This window comes from Actinosynnema sp. NPDC037264, from assembly GCF_055603705.1.
Window position 1 is genome coordinate 11,679 of record NZ_JBVJVK010000072.1, and the last position, 15,488, is coordinate 27,166.

General features: G+C 72.7%; 16 protein-coding genes. 11 read left to right on the plus strand and 5 right to left on the minus strand.

The genetic code is table 11. From position 1 onward, the window contains the following. Window positions 1-68 precede the first annotated feature (68 nt). The 5 genes from ACZ7GX_RS40180 to ACZ7GX_RS40200 all read left to right on the plus strand — a co-directional run bounded on the left by ACZ7GX_RS40180 (window position 69) and on the right by ACZ7GX_RS40200 (window position 4,220). Window positions 69-341: a hypothetical protein gene (locus tag ACZ7GX_RS40180; RefSeq protein WP_498785077.1), complete on the plus strand. Its 273-nt coding sequence runs from the start codon at window positions 69-71 to the stop codon at window positions 339-341. Then, on the plus strand, window positions 296-1,444 hold the full coding sequence (locus ACZ7GX_RS40185) for a sensor histidine kinase (RefSeq protein ID WP_498785079.1): 1,149 nt from the start codon (window positions 296-298) through the stop codon (window positions 1,442-1,444). The genes ACZ7GX_RS40180 and ACZ7GX_RS40185 overlap by 46 nt, the downstream gene beginning before the upstream one ends. Further along, complete coding sequence (locus tag ACZ7GX_RS40190; RefSeq protein WP_498785081.1) at window positions 1,432-2,076, plus strand: response regulator; 645 nt, start codon at window positions 1,432-1,434, stop codon at window positions 2,074-2,076. The genes ACZ7GX_RS40185 and ACZ7GX_RS40190 overlap by 13 nt, the downstream gene beginning before the upstream one ends. A gap of 42 nt (window positions 2,077-2,118) precedes the next feature. After that, a complete protein-coding gene (locus ACZ7GX_RS40195) occupies window positions 2,119-3,291 on the plus strand; it encodes a serine hydrolase domain-containing protein (protein WP_498785083.1) in 1,173 nt (390 codons plus the stop codon). An 83-nt stretch (window positions 3,292-3,374) separates the two neighbouring features. Beyond that, window positions 3,375-4,220 carry a hypothetical protein gene (locus ACZ7GX_RS40200; protein ID WP_498785085.1) on the plus strand — a complete coding sequence of 282 codons (846 nt, stop codon included), beginning with the start codon at window positions 3,375-3,377 and terminating at the stop codon, window positions 4,218-4,220. A 249-nt stretch (window positions 4,221-4,469) separates the two neighbouring features. On the opposite strand, the gene ACZ7GX_RS40205 is transcribed toward ACZ7GX_RS40200, so the two are convergent. The 3 genes from ACZ7GX_RS40205 to ACZ7GX_RS40215 all read right to left on the minus strand — a co-directional run bounded on the left by ACZ7GX_RS40205 (window position 4,470) and on the right by ACZ7GX_RS40215 (window position 6,288). Further along, window positions 4,470-5,027, minus strand: coding sequence for a carboxymuconolactone decarboxylase family protein (locus ACZ7GX_RS40205; protein WP_498785087.1), 558 nt, complete (start codon window positions 5,025-5,027; stop codon window positions 4,470-4,472). 1 nt (window position 5,028) lies between these two features. Further along, window positions 5,029-5,634, minus strand: a complete 606-nt coding sequence (locus ACZ7GX_RS40210; protein WP_498785089.1) for a TetR/AcrR family transcriptional regulator — start codon at window positions 5,632-5,634, stop codon at window positions 5,029-5,031. A 75-nt stretch (window positions 5,635-5,709) separates the two neighbouring features. Next, window positions 5,710-6,288, minus strand: coding sequence for a CGNR zinc finger domain-containing protein (locus ACZ7GX_RS40215; RefSeq protein WP_498785092.1), 579 nt, complete (start codon window positions 6,286-6,288; stop codon window positions 5,710-5,712). A gap of 85 nt (window positions 6,289-6,373) precedes the next feature. On the opposite strand from ACZ7GX_RS40215, the gene ACZ7GX_RS40220 reads away from it, so the two are divergent. From ACZ7GX_RS40220 to ACZ7GX_RS40240, 5 genes are all read left to right on the plus strand, one after another. After that, the gene (locus tag ACZ7GX_RS40220) at window positions 6,374-7,237 is read left to right on the plus strand and encodes an alpha/beta fold hydrolase (protein WP_498785094.1); all 864 of its coding nucleotides are present in this window, start codon (window positions 6,374-6,376) and stop codon (window positions 7,235-7,237) included. Window positions 7,238-7,310: 73 nt separating this feature from the next. Further along, on the plus strand, window positions 7,311-7,829 hold the full coding sequence (locus ACZ7GX_RS40225) for a pyridoxamine 5'-phosphate oxidase family protein (RefSeq protein WP_498785096.1): 519 nt from the start codon (window positions 7,311-7,313) through the stop codon (window positions 7,827-7,829). Between the two features lie 306 nt (window positions 7,830-8,135). Beyond that, complete coding sequence (locus ACZ7GX_RS40230; protein ID WP_498785098.1) at window positions 8,136-8,528, plus strand: bacteriophage spanin2 family protein; 393 nt, start codon at window positions 8,136-8,138, stop codon at window positions 8,526-8,528. A gap of 40 nt (window positions 8,529-8,568) precedes the next feature. Beyond that, window positions 8,569-9,183 carry an SGNH/GDSL hydrolase family protein gene (locus ACZ7GX_RS40235; RefSeq protein ID WP_498785100.1) on the plus strand — a complete coding sequence of 205 codons (615 nt, stop codon included), beginning with the start codon at window positions 8,569-8,571 and terminating at the stop codon, window positions 9,181-9,183. 301 nt (window positions 9,184-9,484) lie between these two features. Then, on the plus strand, window positions 9,485-11,296 hold the full coding sequence (locus tag ACZ7GX_RS40240) for a glycoside hydrolase domain-containing protein (RefSeq protein ID WP_498785102.1): 1,812 nt from the start codon (window positions 9,485-9,487) through the stop codon (window positions 11,294-11,296). An 81-nt stretch (window positions 11,297-11,377) separates the two neighbouring features. On the opposite strand, the gene ACZ7GX_RS40245 is transcribed toward ACZ7GX_RS40240, so the two are convergent. After that, the gene (locus tag ACZ7GX_RS40245) at window positions 11,378-12,760 is read right to left on the minus strand and encodes a glycoside hydrolase family 6 protein (RefSeq protein WP_498785105.1); all 1,383 of its coding nucleotides are present in this window, start codon (window positions 12,758-12,760) and stop codon (window positions 11,378-11,380) included. 350 nt (window positions 12,761-13,110) lie between these two features. Between ACZ7GX_RS40245 and ACZ7GX_RS40250 the strand changes: the two genes are divergently transcribed. Beyond that, a complete protein-coding gene (locus tag ACZ7GX_RS40250; protein ID WP_498785107.1) occupies window positions 13,111-14,001 on the plus strand; it encodes a serine hydrolase in 891 nt (296 codons plus the stop codon). On the opposite strand, the gene ACZ7GX_RS40255 is transcribed toward ACZ7GX_RS40250, so the two are convergent. Then, entirely contained in the window at window positions 13,976-15,418 is a 1,443-nt protein-coding gene (locus ACZ7GX_RS40255; RefSeq protein WP_498785109.1) for a phosphatase PAP2 family protein, read from the minus strand. The two genes, ACZ7GX_RS40250 and ACZ7GX_RS40255, sit on opposite strands and share 26 nt — an antisense overlap. Window positions 15,419-15,488: the final 70 nt, after the last annotated feature.

Consider the following 15,488-nt stretch of genomic DNA (forward strand, 5'->3'; position numbering starts at 1 on the left):
TGCGGGCGATCACGCCGTCCGGGGAACCGACGGCCCTGGGCATCGTGGGCCTCGACGGTGAGGCCGACATGACGCTGCAGCGGCACCCGCTGGCACGGCACGCGTGGGGTCTGGACGTCGTCGCACTACCCGAGGAGGGCTGGTGGCGCTTCGAGTTCACCGTGCACGGACCGGACGGGACCTCGACCGCGACGCTGCCGGTCGCGGCGGGGCCGAAGCCGGGGCCGCCGGCGGCGCTGAGCTGGGCGGTCGGCATGACCCCGTGGGCGGTGGCGCTGGTGTTCCTGGCGCGGCGGTGGCTGAAGGTCCGGCGGTCGGCCGTGCAGGCCTGGAACGACTGAGCGACGGCCTGCTGGTCCTGCTGCCGTTGATGGTGGCGTGGTTGCTGGTCCTGGACGGTCCGGACGAGGGATCGGTGTGGACCGTCCTGGGCGTGGCCTCGGCGCAGTCCGTGGCATTGGCGTGGCGCCGCCGGTTCCCGCTGACCGTGCTGCTGGTCGTGATGGGCCTGGAGGGCGTGCTCGTCGCCGTCGACGCGGAGATCTTCGTCGCGTTCCTGGTGGCGGCGTCGGCGCTCGGCACGTGGGGCAGGCCGGTGCAGCAACGCGTCGGGCTCGCGATCGCCCTGACGACGTTGGCGGTCGGGATGGTCCTCAGCATCAGCGGCGGCGCGCCGGCGGGGTTCGCCGTGATCGGGATCGCGTCGGTGGCGGTGATGTTCGTCGGTTTCCTGCTGAGCGGGTGGCTCGGCGGCCGGCAGCGGACGCGGATCCGCGAGCTGGAGGCCGAGCGCGCCGAGATCGAGTGGCGCGCGGCGGCACGCGAACGCGCCCTGCTGGCAAGGGAGTTGCACGACATCCTGAACCACGCGGTCACGGCGATGGTGCTCGACGCGACCGCGGCGGCGGAGACCGGAACGCCCGAGGAGTCGCGGGAGACCCTGCACCGCATCGCGCGGACCGGGCGCAACTCCCTCGGGGAGCTGCGCCGGCTGCTCGGCATCCTGCGCCGGAGCCTGTCCGACGCCGATCACGACCCGCTGGCCGTGCCGCCCGGCCTCGACCGGCTCGACGAGCTGGTCGACGGCATGCCCGGCAGCGGTCCGCGGGTCGCGGTGGTCCGCGAGGGCAACCCGGGCCCGCTGGACGCCAGCATCGAGCACGCCGCCTACCGGGTGGTCCAGGAGGCCCTGACCAACGTGATCAAGCACGCCGGGCCGGTCGCCACGACCGTGTCCCTGACCTACGCGTCCGACCACCTGTCGGTCGTGGTGTCGAACGGGAGGTCGGCGGTGACCCGACGTGCCGGGACGGGACTGGGGCTGATCGGCATGCGGGAACGCGTCGAGCTGGTCGGCGGCACGTTGACCGCCGGTCCGGGCGTGGACGGCGGGTTCGAGGTGCGGGCGCGCTTCCCGGCTCGGAGCGCGACGTGCTCCGCGTAGTCGTCTGCGATGACGAGCAGCTGCTCCGCGAGGCGTTGACCAAGCTCATCGACGCGGCGCCCGACCTGGAGGTGGTCGGTGTCGCGGCGGACGGCGGCCAGGCGGTGTCGGCGGTCGACCGGCACGCGCCCGACGTCGTGCTGATGGACATCCGGATGCCGGTCCTCGACGGGATCGAGGCGACCCGCCGGATCGCGGGCCGGACCAAGGTCCTCATCCTCACGACCTACGACCTGGACAGCTACGTCTACGCGGCGCTCCAGGCCGGCGCCAGCGGCTTCCTGCTCAAGGACGCGCCCAGCGAACGCCTGCGCGACGGGATCCGCGTCGTCGCCTCCGGGCAGGCGGTGCTGGCTCCCGAGGCCACCGCCCGGATGATCTCGGCGTTCCGGCCCGCCACGCCGACCGCCGAGGACCGGGCGCTGCTCCAGGCCGTGCGAGGGCTGTCACCCCGGGAACGGCAGGTGTGCGAGCTGATCGCGGAGGGCTTGGCCAACGACGACATCGCGCGGCGCCTGGCCATCAGCCGCTACACGGTGAAGGTGCACGTCTCCAACGTCCTCGGCAAGCTCGGCGTGCCCGACCGGGTCCACGTCGTGCTGGCCTGGTCCCGGTTGCGGGGCCACGTCTGAACCCGGTGGCCGGCCGGGGGGAGGTTCGGGCACGCTGGCGTCATGGGGATCAAGCGCGCAGGTGTCGTGGTCGGGGTGGTGGCGGCGCTCGTCGCCGGGTCGGTGTCCGGTGCTCGCGCGAGCGCGGACTCGCCGGTGCGGGAGGCGTTGGCGCAGGTGGTGGCGGCGGGCGTGCCCGGTTCGTACGCGGCCGTCGTGGACGGCGCGGTGGCCTGGCGCGGTTCGGCCGGCGTCGGCGACCTGCGCACGGGGCGGGCGCCCGACCCGCGCGGCCGGTTCCGGGTCGCGAGCGTGACCAAGTCGTTCGTGGCCACGGTGGTGCTGCAGCTCGTCGGCGAGGGGCGGCTCGGGCTGGACGACCCGATCGCCGACCACCTGCCCGGCCTGCTGCCGTACCCCGAGCCGATCACCGTCCGCCAGCTGCTCGGGCACACCAGCGGCGTGCCGCGCGACATCGCGCACTGGCAGACGATCGAAGAGGTGGACACGACGCGGTGGGAGAGCTTCGAGCCGACCGAGCTGGTGCGGCTCGCGACCGACGGCGTGCCGCTGCTGTTCGCGCCCGGCACCGGCTTCTCCTACTCCAACACCGGCTACACGGTGCTCGGTCTGCTGGTCGAGCGGATCACGGGCCGTTCGCTGGCCGGTGAGCTGGAGCGGCGCGTCTTCCGGCCGCTGGGCCTGCGGGACACGTCGTTCCCGAGCTACCAGCCCTTCCTGCCGTTCCCGGCGGCGCACGGCTACGAGCAGATCTACGGCGAGCAGGCGCCGTTGACCGACGTGACGACCTACGTGTGGTCGCGGCTGTGGGCGTCCGGGAACGTGGTCAGCTCCGCGGACGACCTGAACCGGTTCTTCGGCGCGCTGCTGGGCGGGCGCCTGCTGCCGGCCGACCTGCTGGCGCAGATGCGCGACGCGCGGCCGGGCGCGCTCGAACCGTTCGGCTACGGCCTCGGCCTGATGCACCTGTCCAGCCCGTGCGGCGGGGAGGACTGGTGGGGCCACGGCGGTGACGTGCCCGGCTACAACACGTGGAGCCTGCACACGGCCGACCTGGGCCGCCAGGCGTCGGTCGGGATGAACCAGGACATCACCGCCCCGGTCGCGGCGCGGCAGAACGTGCTGCTGACCGTGGCGACGGCGCTGTGCGACGAGGTGCCGGTGACCGTGGCGGCGGGCACGGAGCTCCCGTACCTGGGTCCGGCGTTGCCGTAGCGGCGGCGTCCGTGGGCGGCACGAACGGCTGAAGGTCCGGGTCGGCGATTGCCGCCGCCGGTGGGCCGGCCGAAGAATGCGGCATGGATCGCGCTCAGTCCTGGGTCGCCCGACTGGAGACGGCCGCCTTGCTGGTCACGATCGGGTCGGTGCTGCTCGCGGCGTTCAGCCTGTTCGCCTGGGTCAGGTACGACGTGCACGTGCTGCCCGCGGTGCTCAGGGGCGTGGACTTCGCGACCGTCGCGTTCAGCGTGTTCATGTCCGTCTCGGTGCTCGCGCCGTGGGTGGTGGTGAGCTGGACGACCCCGCGCTTCGCCGAACGCCCGGACGCCGGCCGCACCCGGCTGGTGTGGCCGGCGCTCGGCGCCCTGGCGGTCGTCGTCCTCGCCTTCCCGCTGTACGTCGGCGTCGGTGTGGTGGTCTTGTGGACCGTCTACGTCGTGGGCCGGGTGGCCGGGGCCGTGCTGCCGCTGCCCTCGCCCGTCCGCCAGGCGTGCCGCCGCCTCTACCGCGGTTCGGGTGCGGCGGTGGTGGTGCTGGCGGTGCTGGCCGCGCCGAACTACGGCACCCCGTCGTGGGTGCCGCTGGAGCGGGTCGAAACCCGGGACGGGCGGCACGTGGGCTGGGTGCTCGAATCCGGTGATCACGACCTGTCCCTGTTGGAGGAGGGCAGCCGGAACGCGGTGGTGCTGCGACAGGACGTCATCACCAAGCGGACGTTCTGCGACAAGGGCGGAGACGGCCGCTCACGGCCGGCCGACGCGCTGTCCCTCCTCGGTTGGCAGCTGGTCGACGACGTGCCCGACATCCGGCACGGACGGCCCGACTGCTACGCGGGAACGGCGTCGGCCACGCCCGTCTCGCCATCGGTCGCTCCCGCCTCACGCGGTCTGCCGGTCGGCGGGCTCGTGCTCCCGGCGGGGCGCTGACGCGCCGGTGGGGCCGGACTCACACCCGACCCCACCGGCACACCCGGTCCCGCCGGCGCGCACCCCAGTCGCGCCGGTGCAACGGGACCCGCCCGTGCGCCTCAGTTCCCCCGGTGCGGCCCGGCGCCGCTGACACCCTGGCCCCGCCCGCATCCCCGGGCTGTGCCCGCGTACCCGTGCCCCCGCCCGGCGGCGCGCACACTCCGCCCGCCCGAGGGCGGCCCGCCCCACCGAGCGCGGAGTCGTTTGCTAGACCCGGTCCCGCTTCCACTCCTGCGCCTGCCAGGCCGGGTCGAGCGGGGTGTGCGCGATGTGGTTGGTGTAGTTGGACAACGTCTTCATCCCGACGCCGAGGATCACGTCCAGCACCTGACGCCGGGTGTGGCCCGCGGCCAGGAACTCCTCGACGTCCTGGTCGCCCACCCAACCCCGGTCGGTGACGATCCGCTCCGTGAGCCTGCGGACGGCCTCCAACGCGTTGTCCGACACCGGCTTGCCGGCGCGCAGGGCCTGCACGGTCCCCTCGTCCACACCGGACTTGAGCGCGATCGTGGAGTGCGCGGCCACGCAGTACTCGCAGCCGTTCAGGACGCTGGTGGTGATCCACACGACGTGCTTCGCCGGCCCGGACAGCGAGGACTTGCCGAACTGCTCGGCCAGGGCGTTGTAGCCGGCCAGCAGCTCCGGCGACTCCGCCATCACGCCGTTGAGCGTGCTGACGAAACCCAGCCGGCGCTTGCCCGCCTCCAGGTGGGCGCGGGCTTCCTCGGGCGCGGTGGTCTCGTCGTGAACGGTGAACTGCACCATGTCAGCGGATCTCCTCGGGTCGGTTCGCCAGTGAGTCGAGCACGGCCGTGACGGTGTCGCCCAGCGCTCCCGGGGTCGCGCCCGCGCGCGAGCGCACGTTCACCCCGTAGGCCAGCAGCGCGAGGACGTCGGCCGACGTTTCGGGCACCACGCCGGGCCGCAGCGCGCCGGCGGCCCGCGCGCGTTCCAGCGCCGCGCACATCGCCGCCCGCAACCGGTCGTGGTGTTCGTGCAGGACCGCTTGGACGTCCGGGTCGTCGTGCTCCGCGCCGGCGTGCGCGTTGGTGACCATGCAGCCCCACCGGGCGTGCTCGCCGGCGCAGCGGGCCCCGATCAGCCCGCGGAAGAAGTCCGCGATCGCCGGCAGCCCCCGCTCGTCCTCGGCGAGCCGCTGGAAGACCGGCCCCGAACGGCGCTCGGCGTAGCGGCGCAACGCGGCGACGTAGAGCTCCCGCTTGCCGCCGAACGTCGAGTACAGGCTGGACCGGTTGACGCCGGTCGCCGACACGATGTCCTGCACGCCGGTCGTCGACACGCCCCGTCGCCAGAAGAGCTCCTCCGCCGAGTCGAGCACCGCCTCGGGGTCGAAGTGCTTCACGTCCGGCATGTCCGCCTCGCCATCTTGGAATGATCGTTCCAAGTTAACCCGCGCCGGACCCGGCCGCAACGGCTCGCTTCGGCATCACGACGACGTGCGGCCCTTGTGGCGCTGGTAGTAGCGGGCGACGCGGGCGCGGTTGCCGCAACGCGCCGGCGAGCACCAGCGCCGACGCGGGTGCGCGGGCAGGAAGACCATCACGCAGTCGTCGGCCTCGCACTTCCTGAGGGTGCCGATCGCCGGGTCGGTGAGCAGGTCGGCGGCTGCTTCGGCCAGGCGGGCGGCCAGTCGGACGCCGAGCCGGCCCGCGCGCCGGGGTGTCGCGGTGACGGCGGCGCCGTCCCAGTCCAGTTCGCGCACCGCCGGCGCCGCGCGTGCCGCCTCGGTCAGGCCGCGCAGGGCGGCCTTCGGCGGCCGGTTCCCGTGCCGCAGCGCGTGGACGGCGGCGTCGACGTGCTCCCGCACCGCGCGCACCGCGGCCAGGTCGGCCGCCGTGGGGGTGGCGCCACCCGCTTCCGCCTGGAGCGCGGGTTCCAGGGCCAGCCACGCGGCCAGCCGCTCCGGGGTGTCGAGCAGGTCGGCGCGACCGTCCTCGGTCGCCGGGCGGGTGTTGACGAGGTCGATGGCCAGGTGCTCGCCGGTGAGCGGGCCGGTGTCACTCATGGTGCTAATGCTATCAAGCCCGCTTGACCCATTAGGTCGCTCCCGGCTATACCTAACGCATCATCACGCCAAGGAGGCATGTGACATGCTCGCTCGGGTCGCCCACCGCCACGTCGACGTGGACGGGGTCGAGGTCTTCTACCGGGAGTCGCTGCCGGACCGCGCCGACGCGCCGGTCCTCCTGCTGCTGCACGGTTTCCCGTCCGCTTCGCACCAGTTCCGCCGGCTCATCGACGCGCTCGGCACGCGTTACCGGCTCATCGCGCCCGACTACCCCGGCTTCGGCCACACCCGAGCGCCCGACGGGTTCACCTACTCGTTCGACCGGCTCGCCGAGGTCGTCGAGGGCTTCGTCGACCGCCTGGGACTGACCCGCTTCGCGCTGTACCTGTTCGACTTCGGCGCGCCGGTCGGCTTCCGGCTCGCGCTGCGCCACCCGGACCGGATCGCCGGGCTGGTCGTGCAGAACGGCAACGCCTACGCCGAGGGGTTGTCGGGGCCGGCGCGCGACTTCATCGCCGTCACGCCGGACTCGCCCGACGACGAGCGGACGATCATGGACCTGCTCACGCTCGACGCGACCCGCGGCCAGTACGAGGGCGGCACGGCCGATCCCGCCCTGGTCGCGCCGGAGGGGTGGCTGCTCGACCAGTTGTTCCTGGACCAGCCCGGCCGCAAGCAGGCGCAGCTCGCGCTGGCCTACGACTACCACCGCAACGTCGCGGCCTACCCGGACTGGCAGGCGTGGCTGCGCGAGCACCGCCCGCCGACGCTGATCGTGTGGGGCGTGAACGACCCGTTCTTCACCGAGGCGGGCGCGCGGGCGTACCTGCGCGACGTGCCGGACGCCGCGCTCCACCTGCTCGACACGGGCCACTTCGCCCTGGAGGACCGGCTGCCCGAGATCGCCCCGCTGATCACCGACTTCCTCGATCGCACGATGGTGTGAAACCCGCCGGATTCTTCCGGCTCGGGTGTCGAGACGGGGGCTGCCCGTTCGTCGCTCGGGTATGACGAACACCATGACCGAGCCGACCACGACCCACAACCTCGACCGCTACGGGCACGCCGAACTGCCGTGGAGCCGTCCGCGCGACGTCCTGGCCGCCGACACGCCGACGGCCGACCTCACGTTCTTCGTCGCCACCGTGCGGCCCGACGGACGGCCGCACACCGCGGGTGTCGGAGCCATCTGGGTGGACGACGCCCTGTACTTCGTCAGCGGACCGGGCACGCGCAAGTCGCGCAACCTGGCCGTGAACCCGGCGTGCAGCATCTCCGTGCGGCTGCGCGGCATCGACCTCGTGATGGAGGGCGAGGCGCACCGCGTCACCGACACCGGAGTGCTGGAACGGATCGCGGCCGTCTACCGCGAGGGCGGCTGGCCGGCCACCGCGGAGGGCGACGCGTTCACCGCTCCGTACAACGCGCCGAGCGCCGGCCCCGCGCCCTGGCACCTGTACCGCCTCACCCTGCACAGCGCCGTCGGCGTGGCCGTCGTGGAACCGCACGGCGCCACCCGCTGGACCTTCGCGCACTGAGCTTTCACGGCGGCCTCGCCCGTTCGGGCGCGACCACGCCGAACGGGCGCAGCCGCGGTGCGCGCGGGAACCCGACGAGCAAGGTGGTCCGGCGAGCCGACAGGTTGCGTTCCGTCGCGGAATTGCGGCGTTACCTGTGTCACTTTGACCTTCGTGCGGTCGGACCGGCATCCTGGTGGCAGAGGGGAGTACCCACTCTGCCCGTGATCGTCATTACGGCCGCTCCGCAGCGGTCCGGTCACGGCGCCGCCGCGGTTGGCGGTCGGGGAGACCTCTGGTTCGGGAACTGAGCCGGAGGAGCACGCCATGCGCGCCACTGCCCGTCTAGCCGCCGCCGTCACCACGATCGCCGCCGTCACCGCGCTGACCGCCTGCGGCACGCTCCAGGAAGCCTCGCAGGCAGCCGGGGCCGTCGCCGACACCGCGGCCACGGTCCAGGTGTGCACGGAGGCGTTGGCGCAGGCCACCACCGCCTTCGACACCACCAGCCCGGAGCAGGCCGTCGAGCAGGCGCACTCCGCGGCGGACAGCCTCAGCGCGTTGGCCGCGAACGCCGCCGACACGACGGTCAACGAGGCCATCACCGCCATGGCCACGACGCTGCGAGCGGTGACGCTGGAAGACCTCGTCCTCCAGCCGGCCGCGTGGCTCGAGGACAAGGCCACCAAGGTCGCCAACCTCACCGCCGCGTGCACGTGACCGCGCGCGAGCACCCGGTCCGGACGTCGGCGGCGGTGAGATGACCGGACGACTGCGGTTCCGCGTCCTGGGTGACTCGCTGGCCGCCGGCGTGGGGTGCGGTCGGCCCGAGGAGACGTTGGGCGAGCGGTTGGCGGCGGTGCTCCGCTCGGCGGGGCACCGCGTCGACCTCGGCGTGCACGCGGTGTCCGGCGCGCGGTCCTCCGGGCTGGACGCGCAGGTGCGCGCGGCGGTGCGGACGGGCGTCGACGTCGCGCTGGTCGTGATCGGGGCGAACGACCTCACGTCGTTCACGCCGCCGGCGGTGGGCGCGGGACTGCTGCACGACGCCGTGCTCGGCCTGCGCCGCGCGGGCGCGCAGGTCGTGGTGGCGACGGCTCCGGACCTCGGTGTCGTCTCGCACGTCCCGCCCGCGTACCGAGCTTTCGTGTCACAGGCCAGCGGCCTCTACGCGCGTGCGCAGGCCGACGCGGTGGTCCGCGCCGGCGGCGTGGTGGCGGCGGCCGGGCCCGACCTGTCCGACCGGTTCGCCACCGACCCGACCCTGTTCTCCGCGGACCGCTTCCACCCCTCGCCCGCCGGTTACGCGCTCATCGCCGACGCGCTCGCGCCGTCCGTGGTGGCGGCGGCGGGCCTGCGGGTGAAGGAGATGTGAAAGCGCGAACGTGGTCGTTGACGCTTCTTCCGGGCCTGGTTAGCTTCGTTCTCGCTGCCGAGGGGGCGGTGCGACGGGGCCGGTGAGGTGAGGTCGATTCGCTGCTCCTCCTGATTTCCGAAGTGTTCGGCGCGGTGCTGCACGGCATTTGGCGGCCACCGTTTCCGAATGCTTTCCGGTAATTGCGCGAAGGGGAGTGGGGTCGATCGGGACGTCGGTGTCCGTTGTCCCACCTGCGGGAGCGATGCGTGCCCGGACAGCGGGTGGCGGACCCTTCGAACGATCCCGGGGGACACGGACGATGGCGGACCCGAAGGTGCTCGAAGCGCAGCGCTGGGTGAACTCGACCTACGGCTCGGTGCCCGGCTACGAGCGATGTGCGGAAACCGGGGTGACCGGCTGGGCGGTCATGTTCTCCCTGACCCGCGCGCTCCAGCACGAACTCGGCATCACGGCGCTTTCCGACTCGTTCGGCCCGACCACGTTGGCGAAACTCGCCGAGCGGGGCGACGTCAGCCCCGGCTACACCAAGCCGAACATCGTGCGAATCGCGAAGTACGGCCTGTTCTGCAAGGGCTATTCGGCGGGCGACACGTCGAACGGCGGCTACGACAACGGCCTGTACGAGGCGGTGCGCGACCTCAAGAGCAACATCGGGTTCACCTCCGACGGCTACATCCAGCCCAAGATCTTCAAGGCGATCCTCAACATGGACGCCTACGTGCTGCTGTCCGGCGGGCGGGTCGAGGTGCGGGACGTCCAGCGGTGGCTCAACGCCACCTACATCACCAAGTCGACGTTCTTCGTCATCCCGTGCGACGGCCACTTCACGCGGGACGTGCAGATCGCCCTGATGCGGGCCATCCAGTACCAGATCGGCATCCCGGAGGACCAGGCCACCGGCCACTTCGGACCGGGCACCCAGAACGGCCTGCGCAACAACACCGTGCGGCCCGGTTCCCCGGTGGCCTGGGTGCGGCTGTTCAGCGCCGCGTGCGTGTTCAACGGCGGCGTCGGCGGCGTGTTCGCCGCGTTCACCTCCGGCTGGGACGCGGCGCTGGGCGACTTCGTGAACAGGTTCCAGGACTTCTCCGCCCTCACCCGCACCGGCATCGGCGACTACGCCACGTGGGCGCAGCTGCTGGTGTCGACCGGCGACCCGGACCGGCCCGCGAGCGCGAGCGACACCCGGTTCCACATCAGCGTCCCCCGGGCGCGGGCGCTGAAGGCGGCGGGCTACGAGGTGGTCGGCCGCTACCTGGACGAAGACCCGTGGAGCACGCTCGACAAGGAGATCCAGCCCGGCGAGCTGGACGCCATCTTCGCCGGTGGCTTGCGCGTGTTCCCCATCTCGCAGTACGCCGCCGACACCGTCGACGACTTCACCTGGTCCAACGGCTACGACCACGCGCTGCGCGCGCACGACCGGGCCGTCGGCTACGGCTTCAACCGGGGCACGGTGATCTACTTCGCGGTCGACTACGACGCCACCGGCGAGCAGATCGCGAGCCACGTCATCCCGTACTTCCAGGGCATCCAGGCCGGTCTGGGCACGCGCGGCAAGCGGTACGTCGCCGGTGTCTACGGTTCGCGCAACGTGTGCGCGCAGGTCAGCGACCAGGCGTTCGCGCGGTACTCGTTCGTGTCCGGCATGTCGTGGGGCTTCTCCGGCAACCTGGGCTTCCCGCTGCCCGCGAACTGGTCGTTCAACCAGATCAAGGAGTTCGACTTCGACGCGGGCGGCGACGTCTTCGCGCTCGACCGCGACGTCCGCCGGGGCAACGACCCGGGCGTCGGCCCGGAGAACATCGGCGGGAGCGGCTCACCCGTGGACGACTACCTGCGGTACGTCGACGACCTGTACGCGACCGCGCTGGCCTACGGCGGCGACGCGAACCGGCGGGTCATGGAGTACCTGCGCTACCCGACCTACAACGGCGCCTGGTCCGGGTGGGAGACCTTGATCGGCGACGTCGACCAGGCGTGGATCGACTACGCGTCGACGCACGGCCCGGCGCGCGTCGAGTCGCCAGGACGGGAACGCGGTCCGCGCGGTGGGCAGGCCGGCGGTGGGCGGGGCGCGGGGTTGGGGCGGGGCGCGGGGTTGGGGTAGGGCGGTTGGGGTGCTGGGCGCGGCTGGTTGGTCAGGCGGACGGGGGTCACCGGGTGGCCCGGGACCCCCGGCCGCGTCGGCTCAGAGCCGCGGGTAGGCGTTGGCGATCAGCTGGCGGAACTGGGCGGAGAACCAGTGGCCCGACAGCGGGGCGTTGGCCAGGGCGCCGGACATGTTGTTGCCGTTGCGCGCGTTGCCCGTGTACGTCGGGTCGCACATCCGGTCGAAGCCCTTGCCCTCGTTGTTCGGGATCTCCCGGCTCGCGCCGTCGGACTCGCCCGGCGGCTTGGCCCACACGTAGGCGTCGATGCCCGAGGCCGGGCTCGCCTTCGGCCGTTCGCCGATGCCGGCGCCGGACTGGTTGCACCAGTTGCCGAGGTGGATGCGCCGGTCGTACCGGCCACCGTCGACGTAGGCGTCCACGCTCGTCGTCGGGCCCTTCGCGGTCGGGCGCTGGGAACCGCCCCAGCCGTTGCGCGAGGTGTCGATCAGCATGCCGATGTTCGACGGGAACCCGGCGCTGATCAATTGCGTGCGGAACGCCTGGGCGAACGACAGCTCATCCACGTAGCGGTTCCAGTCCACCCACTTCGACTGGCGCACGGACGTGCCGTTCACGGTGTCGTTGATCGTGAAGTGGTCCTCTTTCAGCACCCCGTAGTTCGCCGTGTTCGCGATGAAACCGGTGACGTTGTTCACCGTGCTGCCCGACGCGCGGGCGGCCTGGGCGAACAGCGTCGCGGAGGCGCTGAAGTTGTCGTCCCACCCGATCCAGCCGTGGTGGGCGGCGTCGATGTAGTTGTAGACGTTGCCGATCGCGCCGAGCTTCGCCAGCGCGTACCCGACGCCGTTGACGTAGTTGCCGTTCTGCAGCATCCGGTCGCACATGGCGGTCGCGGTCGGGCGGCTGCCGACGTTCGTCACGAGGTTGGGCAGCGAGTCGATCTCGATGATCGTCACGATGCGCAGGTTCGCGTACTTCGACTCGCCCATGATCGCGGCGATCGGGTCGATGTACTCGGACTTGTAGCGCGGCAGGTCGTCCGGGCCCAGCTCGCCGTTGGACGCGAGCGCGGCGCAGTCGCGGCCGGGCAGGTTGTAGATGACGAACTGCACGACCATCGTGCGCCCGGCCGCCTGGCTCAGGGCGTTGTCCAGGTGCGCGCGCAGGCCGCGGGCGCCGGTCGTGCCGTTGATCGCGGCGATCCGGTCCATCCAGACGAACGTCGGCTGGTTGGCGATGGCCGACCCGCCGTCGGCCCGCGCCTTCGCGGACCAGTCCGGGTTCACGTACACCGACGCGCCGGCGTACGGGTTGTCCACGCGCGCCGCGGCGGTCACGTCCGCGGCGGCCGGGCCCGTTCCGAGCGCCATGGCCGCGGCGAACGCGAACGCCGCGGTCGCCGCGAACCCGCGACGTGCCCGCCGCCTGCCGGTCAGGCCTGGTGATGACTTCAGTGGCATCTTCGGCTCCCTGGTCGGATGATCGCAAACAGGTGGCGGCGAGATTTCCGGGAACGCTTCCAGAAATCGGACGTTAGCAGGGAACCCACTTGTCGTGAAGACCTTTTACGTTCAATGAATTATTGTTTCGGATATTCCAGATCACCCGGAAGCCCACGCCGGACGCACCCCTTCCCGTTATTCGACCGCATTCGACTTCGAATGCTTTCGAATGACCGGGGTCGTTGTGCGTCGGCGCTTTGACGCGACCCGCCGCGCCCGCGCCCGGCCACGCGCGGGACGCGTGAGGCGGTGTGAGGTTGCCTCGACTTCCGGTCAACGTTTCGCGGCGTCACCGGCATTTCAGGGGTGTGGACAGAGCGCGGAGCGGGTTGGCGGCGTTGTGCGTCGGCGCGGTGACGGCGATGGTCGTCACCGGTCTGGCCCAGGGCGAGGACGTCTCGCCGAGGGCCGGGGCCGAGGTGTTGTCGGTGGCGGTCACGGTCAGCGCGCCGGGCCCGACGACCGCGGCACCACCCGAGGTGGCGGTGTCGGTCGAGCCGACGCCCGAGCCCGCACCGACACCGGAGCCCGAACCGGAGCCGGTGAGCCTGGCCGGGTTCGCGCCGTCGGTGCGTCGCGGCGTCCTGGTGCACGACCTGCGCTCGGGCGCGGAGCTGTTCGCCGAACGCCCTGACGAGCCGTTCCCGACGGCGTCCGTGGTGAAGCTGCTGATCGCGCTCGACGCGCTGGACCGCGGCGCCGCGCCGGCCCGCGACGTGGCCCGGATGATCGCCACCAGCGACGACGACATCGCCAACCGCCTGTGGCGCCCGTCGATCCCGCGCCGCTGGGCGGAGGAGATCGGGCTGCCGGGCCTGTCGCCGCCGGCCGACCCGAACCAGTGGGGCGACACCCGGATGACCGCACGCGACGTCGTCGCCGTCTACCGGCACGTGCTGCACTCGCCGCACGCCGGGGTGATCGTGCCCGCGCTGGAGGGCGCGACGCCGACCGGCGCCGACGGCTTCGACCAGACCTTCGGCATCCCCGACGCCGTGGGCGCGCACCAGTGGGGCGTGAAGCAGGGCTGGGCGTGCTGCTACGACGGCCTGCGGGTGCTCAACACCACCGGCGTGGTCGACGGCCGCTACGTGGTCGCGGTGCTGACCGGGCACGACAGCGCCACCGGTTACCCGAGGGCCGCCGCGCTGGTCACCGACCTGGTCGCCGCCCTCACCCCGCTGTTCGCCGGGCCCTGACCGCGTCCGCTGCCGAGCCGGACCCGGGGCCGACCGTCGACAGGGCCACCGCGGTGACCCAGGGCAGGGCCAGCAGGAGGCTGCCGAGCAGGTCGGTGGGGTAGTGGACGCCCGTGTAGAGGCGTTGCGCGGCCACCGCCACCGGTATCGCCAGGGCGATCGCCACCACCGCCCACCGCCACCACTTCCGCGTGCCGCGCACGACCAGCACGGCCACCGACGTGCCGAGGACCACCGACGCGGCGACGTGACCGGACGGGAAGCTCGACGTGGGCGGCAGGCCGTCGGGCAGCTTGGCCGCCGGGCGGGCGCGGTCGACGATCGCGGTGGTGATCAGGAACAGCGTGACCTCACCCAGCATCCCCAACGCGACCAGCAGCACGGGCCGCCAGGAGCGCGTCGTGGCCAGCGCCAGCACGCAGGCGACCACCGCGGCCCCGATCACCGGCCACGTGCCGCTGAACGCCCCGACCCGGTCCATCGCCGCGTCCCAGCCGGGGACGCGGCGTTGCGCGATCCACTCGACGACGGCCCGGTCCCAGGCGGTCGGCACGTCCGGTCCGGCGGCGGTCAGCCACGAGCCGAGGGCGAACAACGCGCCGAGCAGCAGGCCCCAGACGACCAGCAGCCGCGCCGCGACCAGCCGGAAGTCGGGCGGCACCCGCACCCGGCGCCCGGACACGGGCCGGAGGTCGTCCGCCGCTTCCGGCGCCAAACCCCGCGACAGCGGCACTTCCGGCAGTCCCTCCTCACGCCGCCACCGGCGGAACACCTCGGTGGTCAGGGCCAGCCACACCAGGCCGAGCAGCCAGCCGCCGAGCACGTCCGTGGCGTAGTGCACGCCGAGCGCGACCCTCGTGAAGCCGACCACCACCACGACCGCGACCACCAGCGGGGCCAACACCCGACGTGCCCGCCGAACGGAGGCGAACACCAGCAGCAGCACGCCGTACGTCACGGTGGCCCCGAGCGTGTGCCCGCTGGGGAAGCTCCAGCCCGCGGCGGTGGCCACCTCGACGTCCACCAGCGGGCGCAGCCGCTCGACCAGCTCCTTCACCACCACGCCGAGCAACCCGCCACCGAGCGCCGTGACGACCACGTGCGCCGCCACCCAGGGCCGCCGGCGCAGGAGCAGCCAAGCCACCGCCAACGCGGTCACCCCGGTGAGCGTCGCCGTGTCACCGAGCCGCGTCATCCCGCTCATCGCCGCGACGAGGCCTCCCGACCCGCCGACCCACCGCGTGAGCCCGTCCGAGATCGCCTGGTCGACCTCGCGCACGGGCGCCCACTCCGCCCACACGGACACCACGACCACCGCGAACGCGACACCGGCGGCGGCCGCGGCCACCCACGACACCGCGCTCCGCACCGCGAACCGCTCGACGACCACCACCTGCCGCGCCTCACGTGTCGTCATCACCAAGGTGGTGTGCCCAAATGGATCAACGGGCAATCCTCGGCGCGCGGTGGCGTCGTGCCGGCCGGAC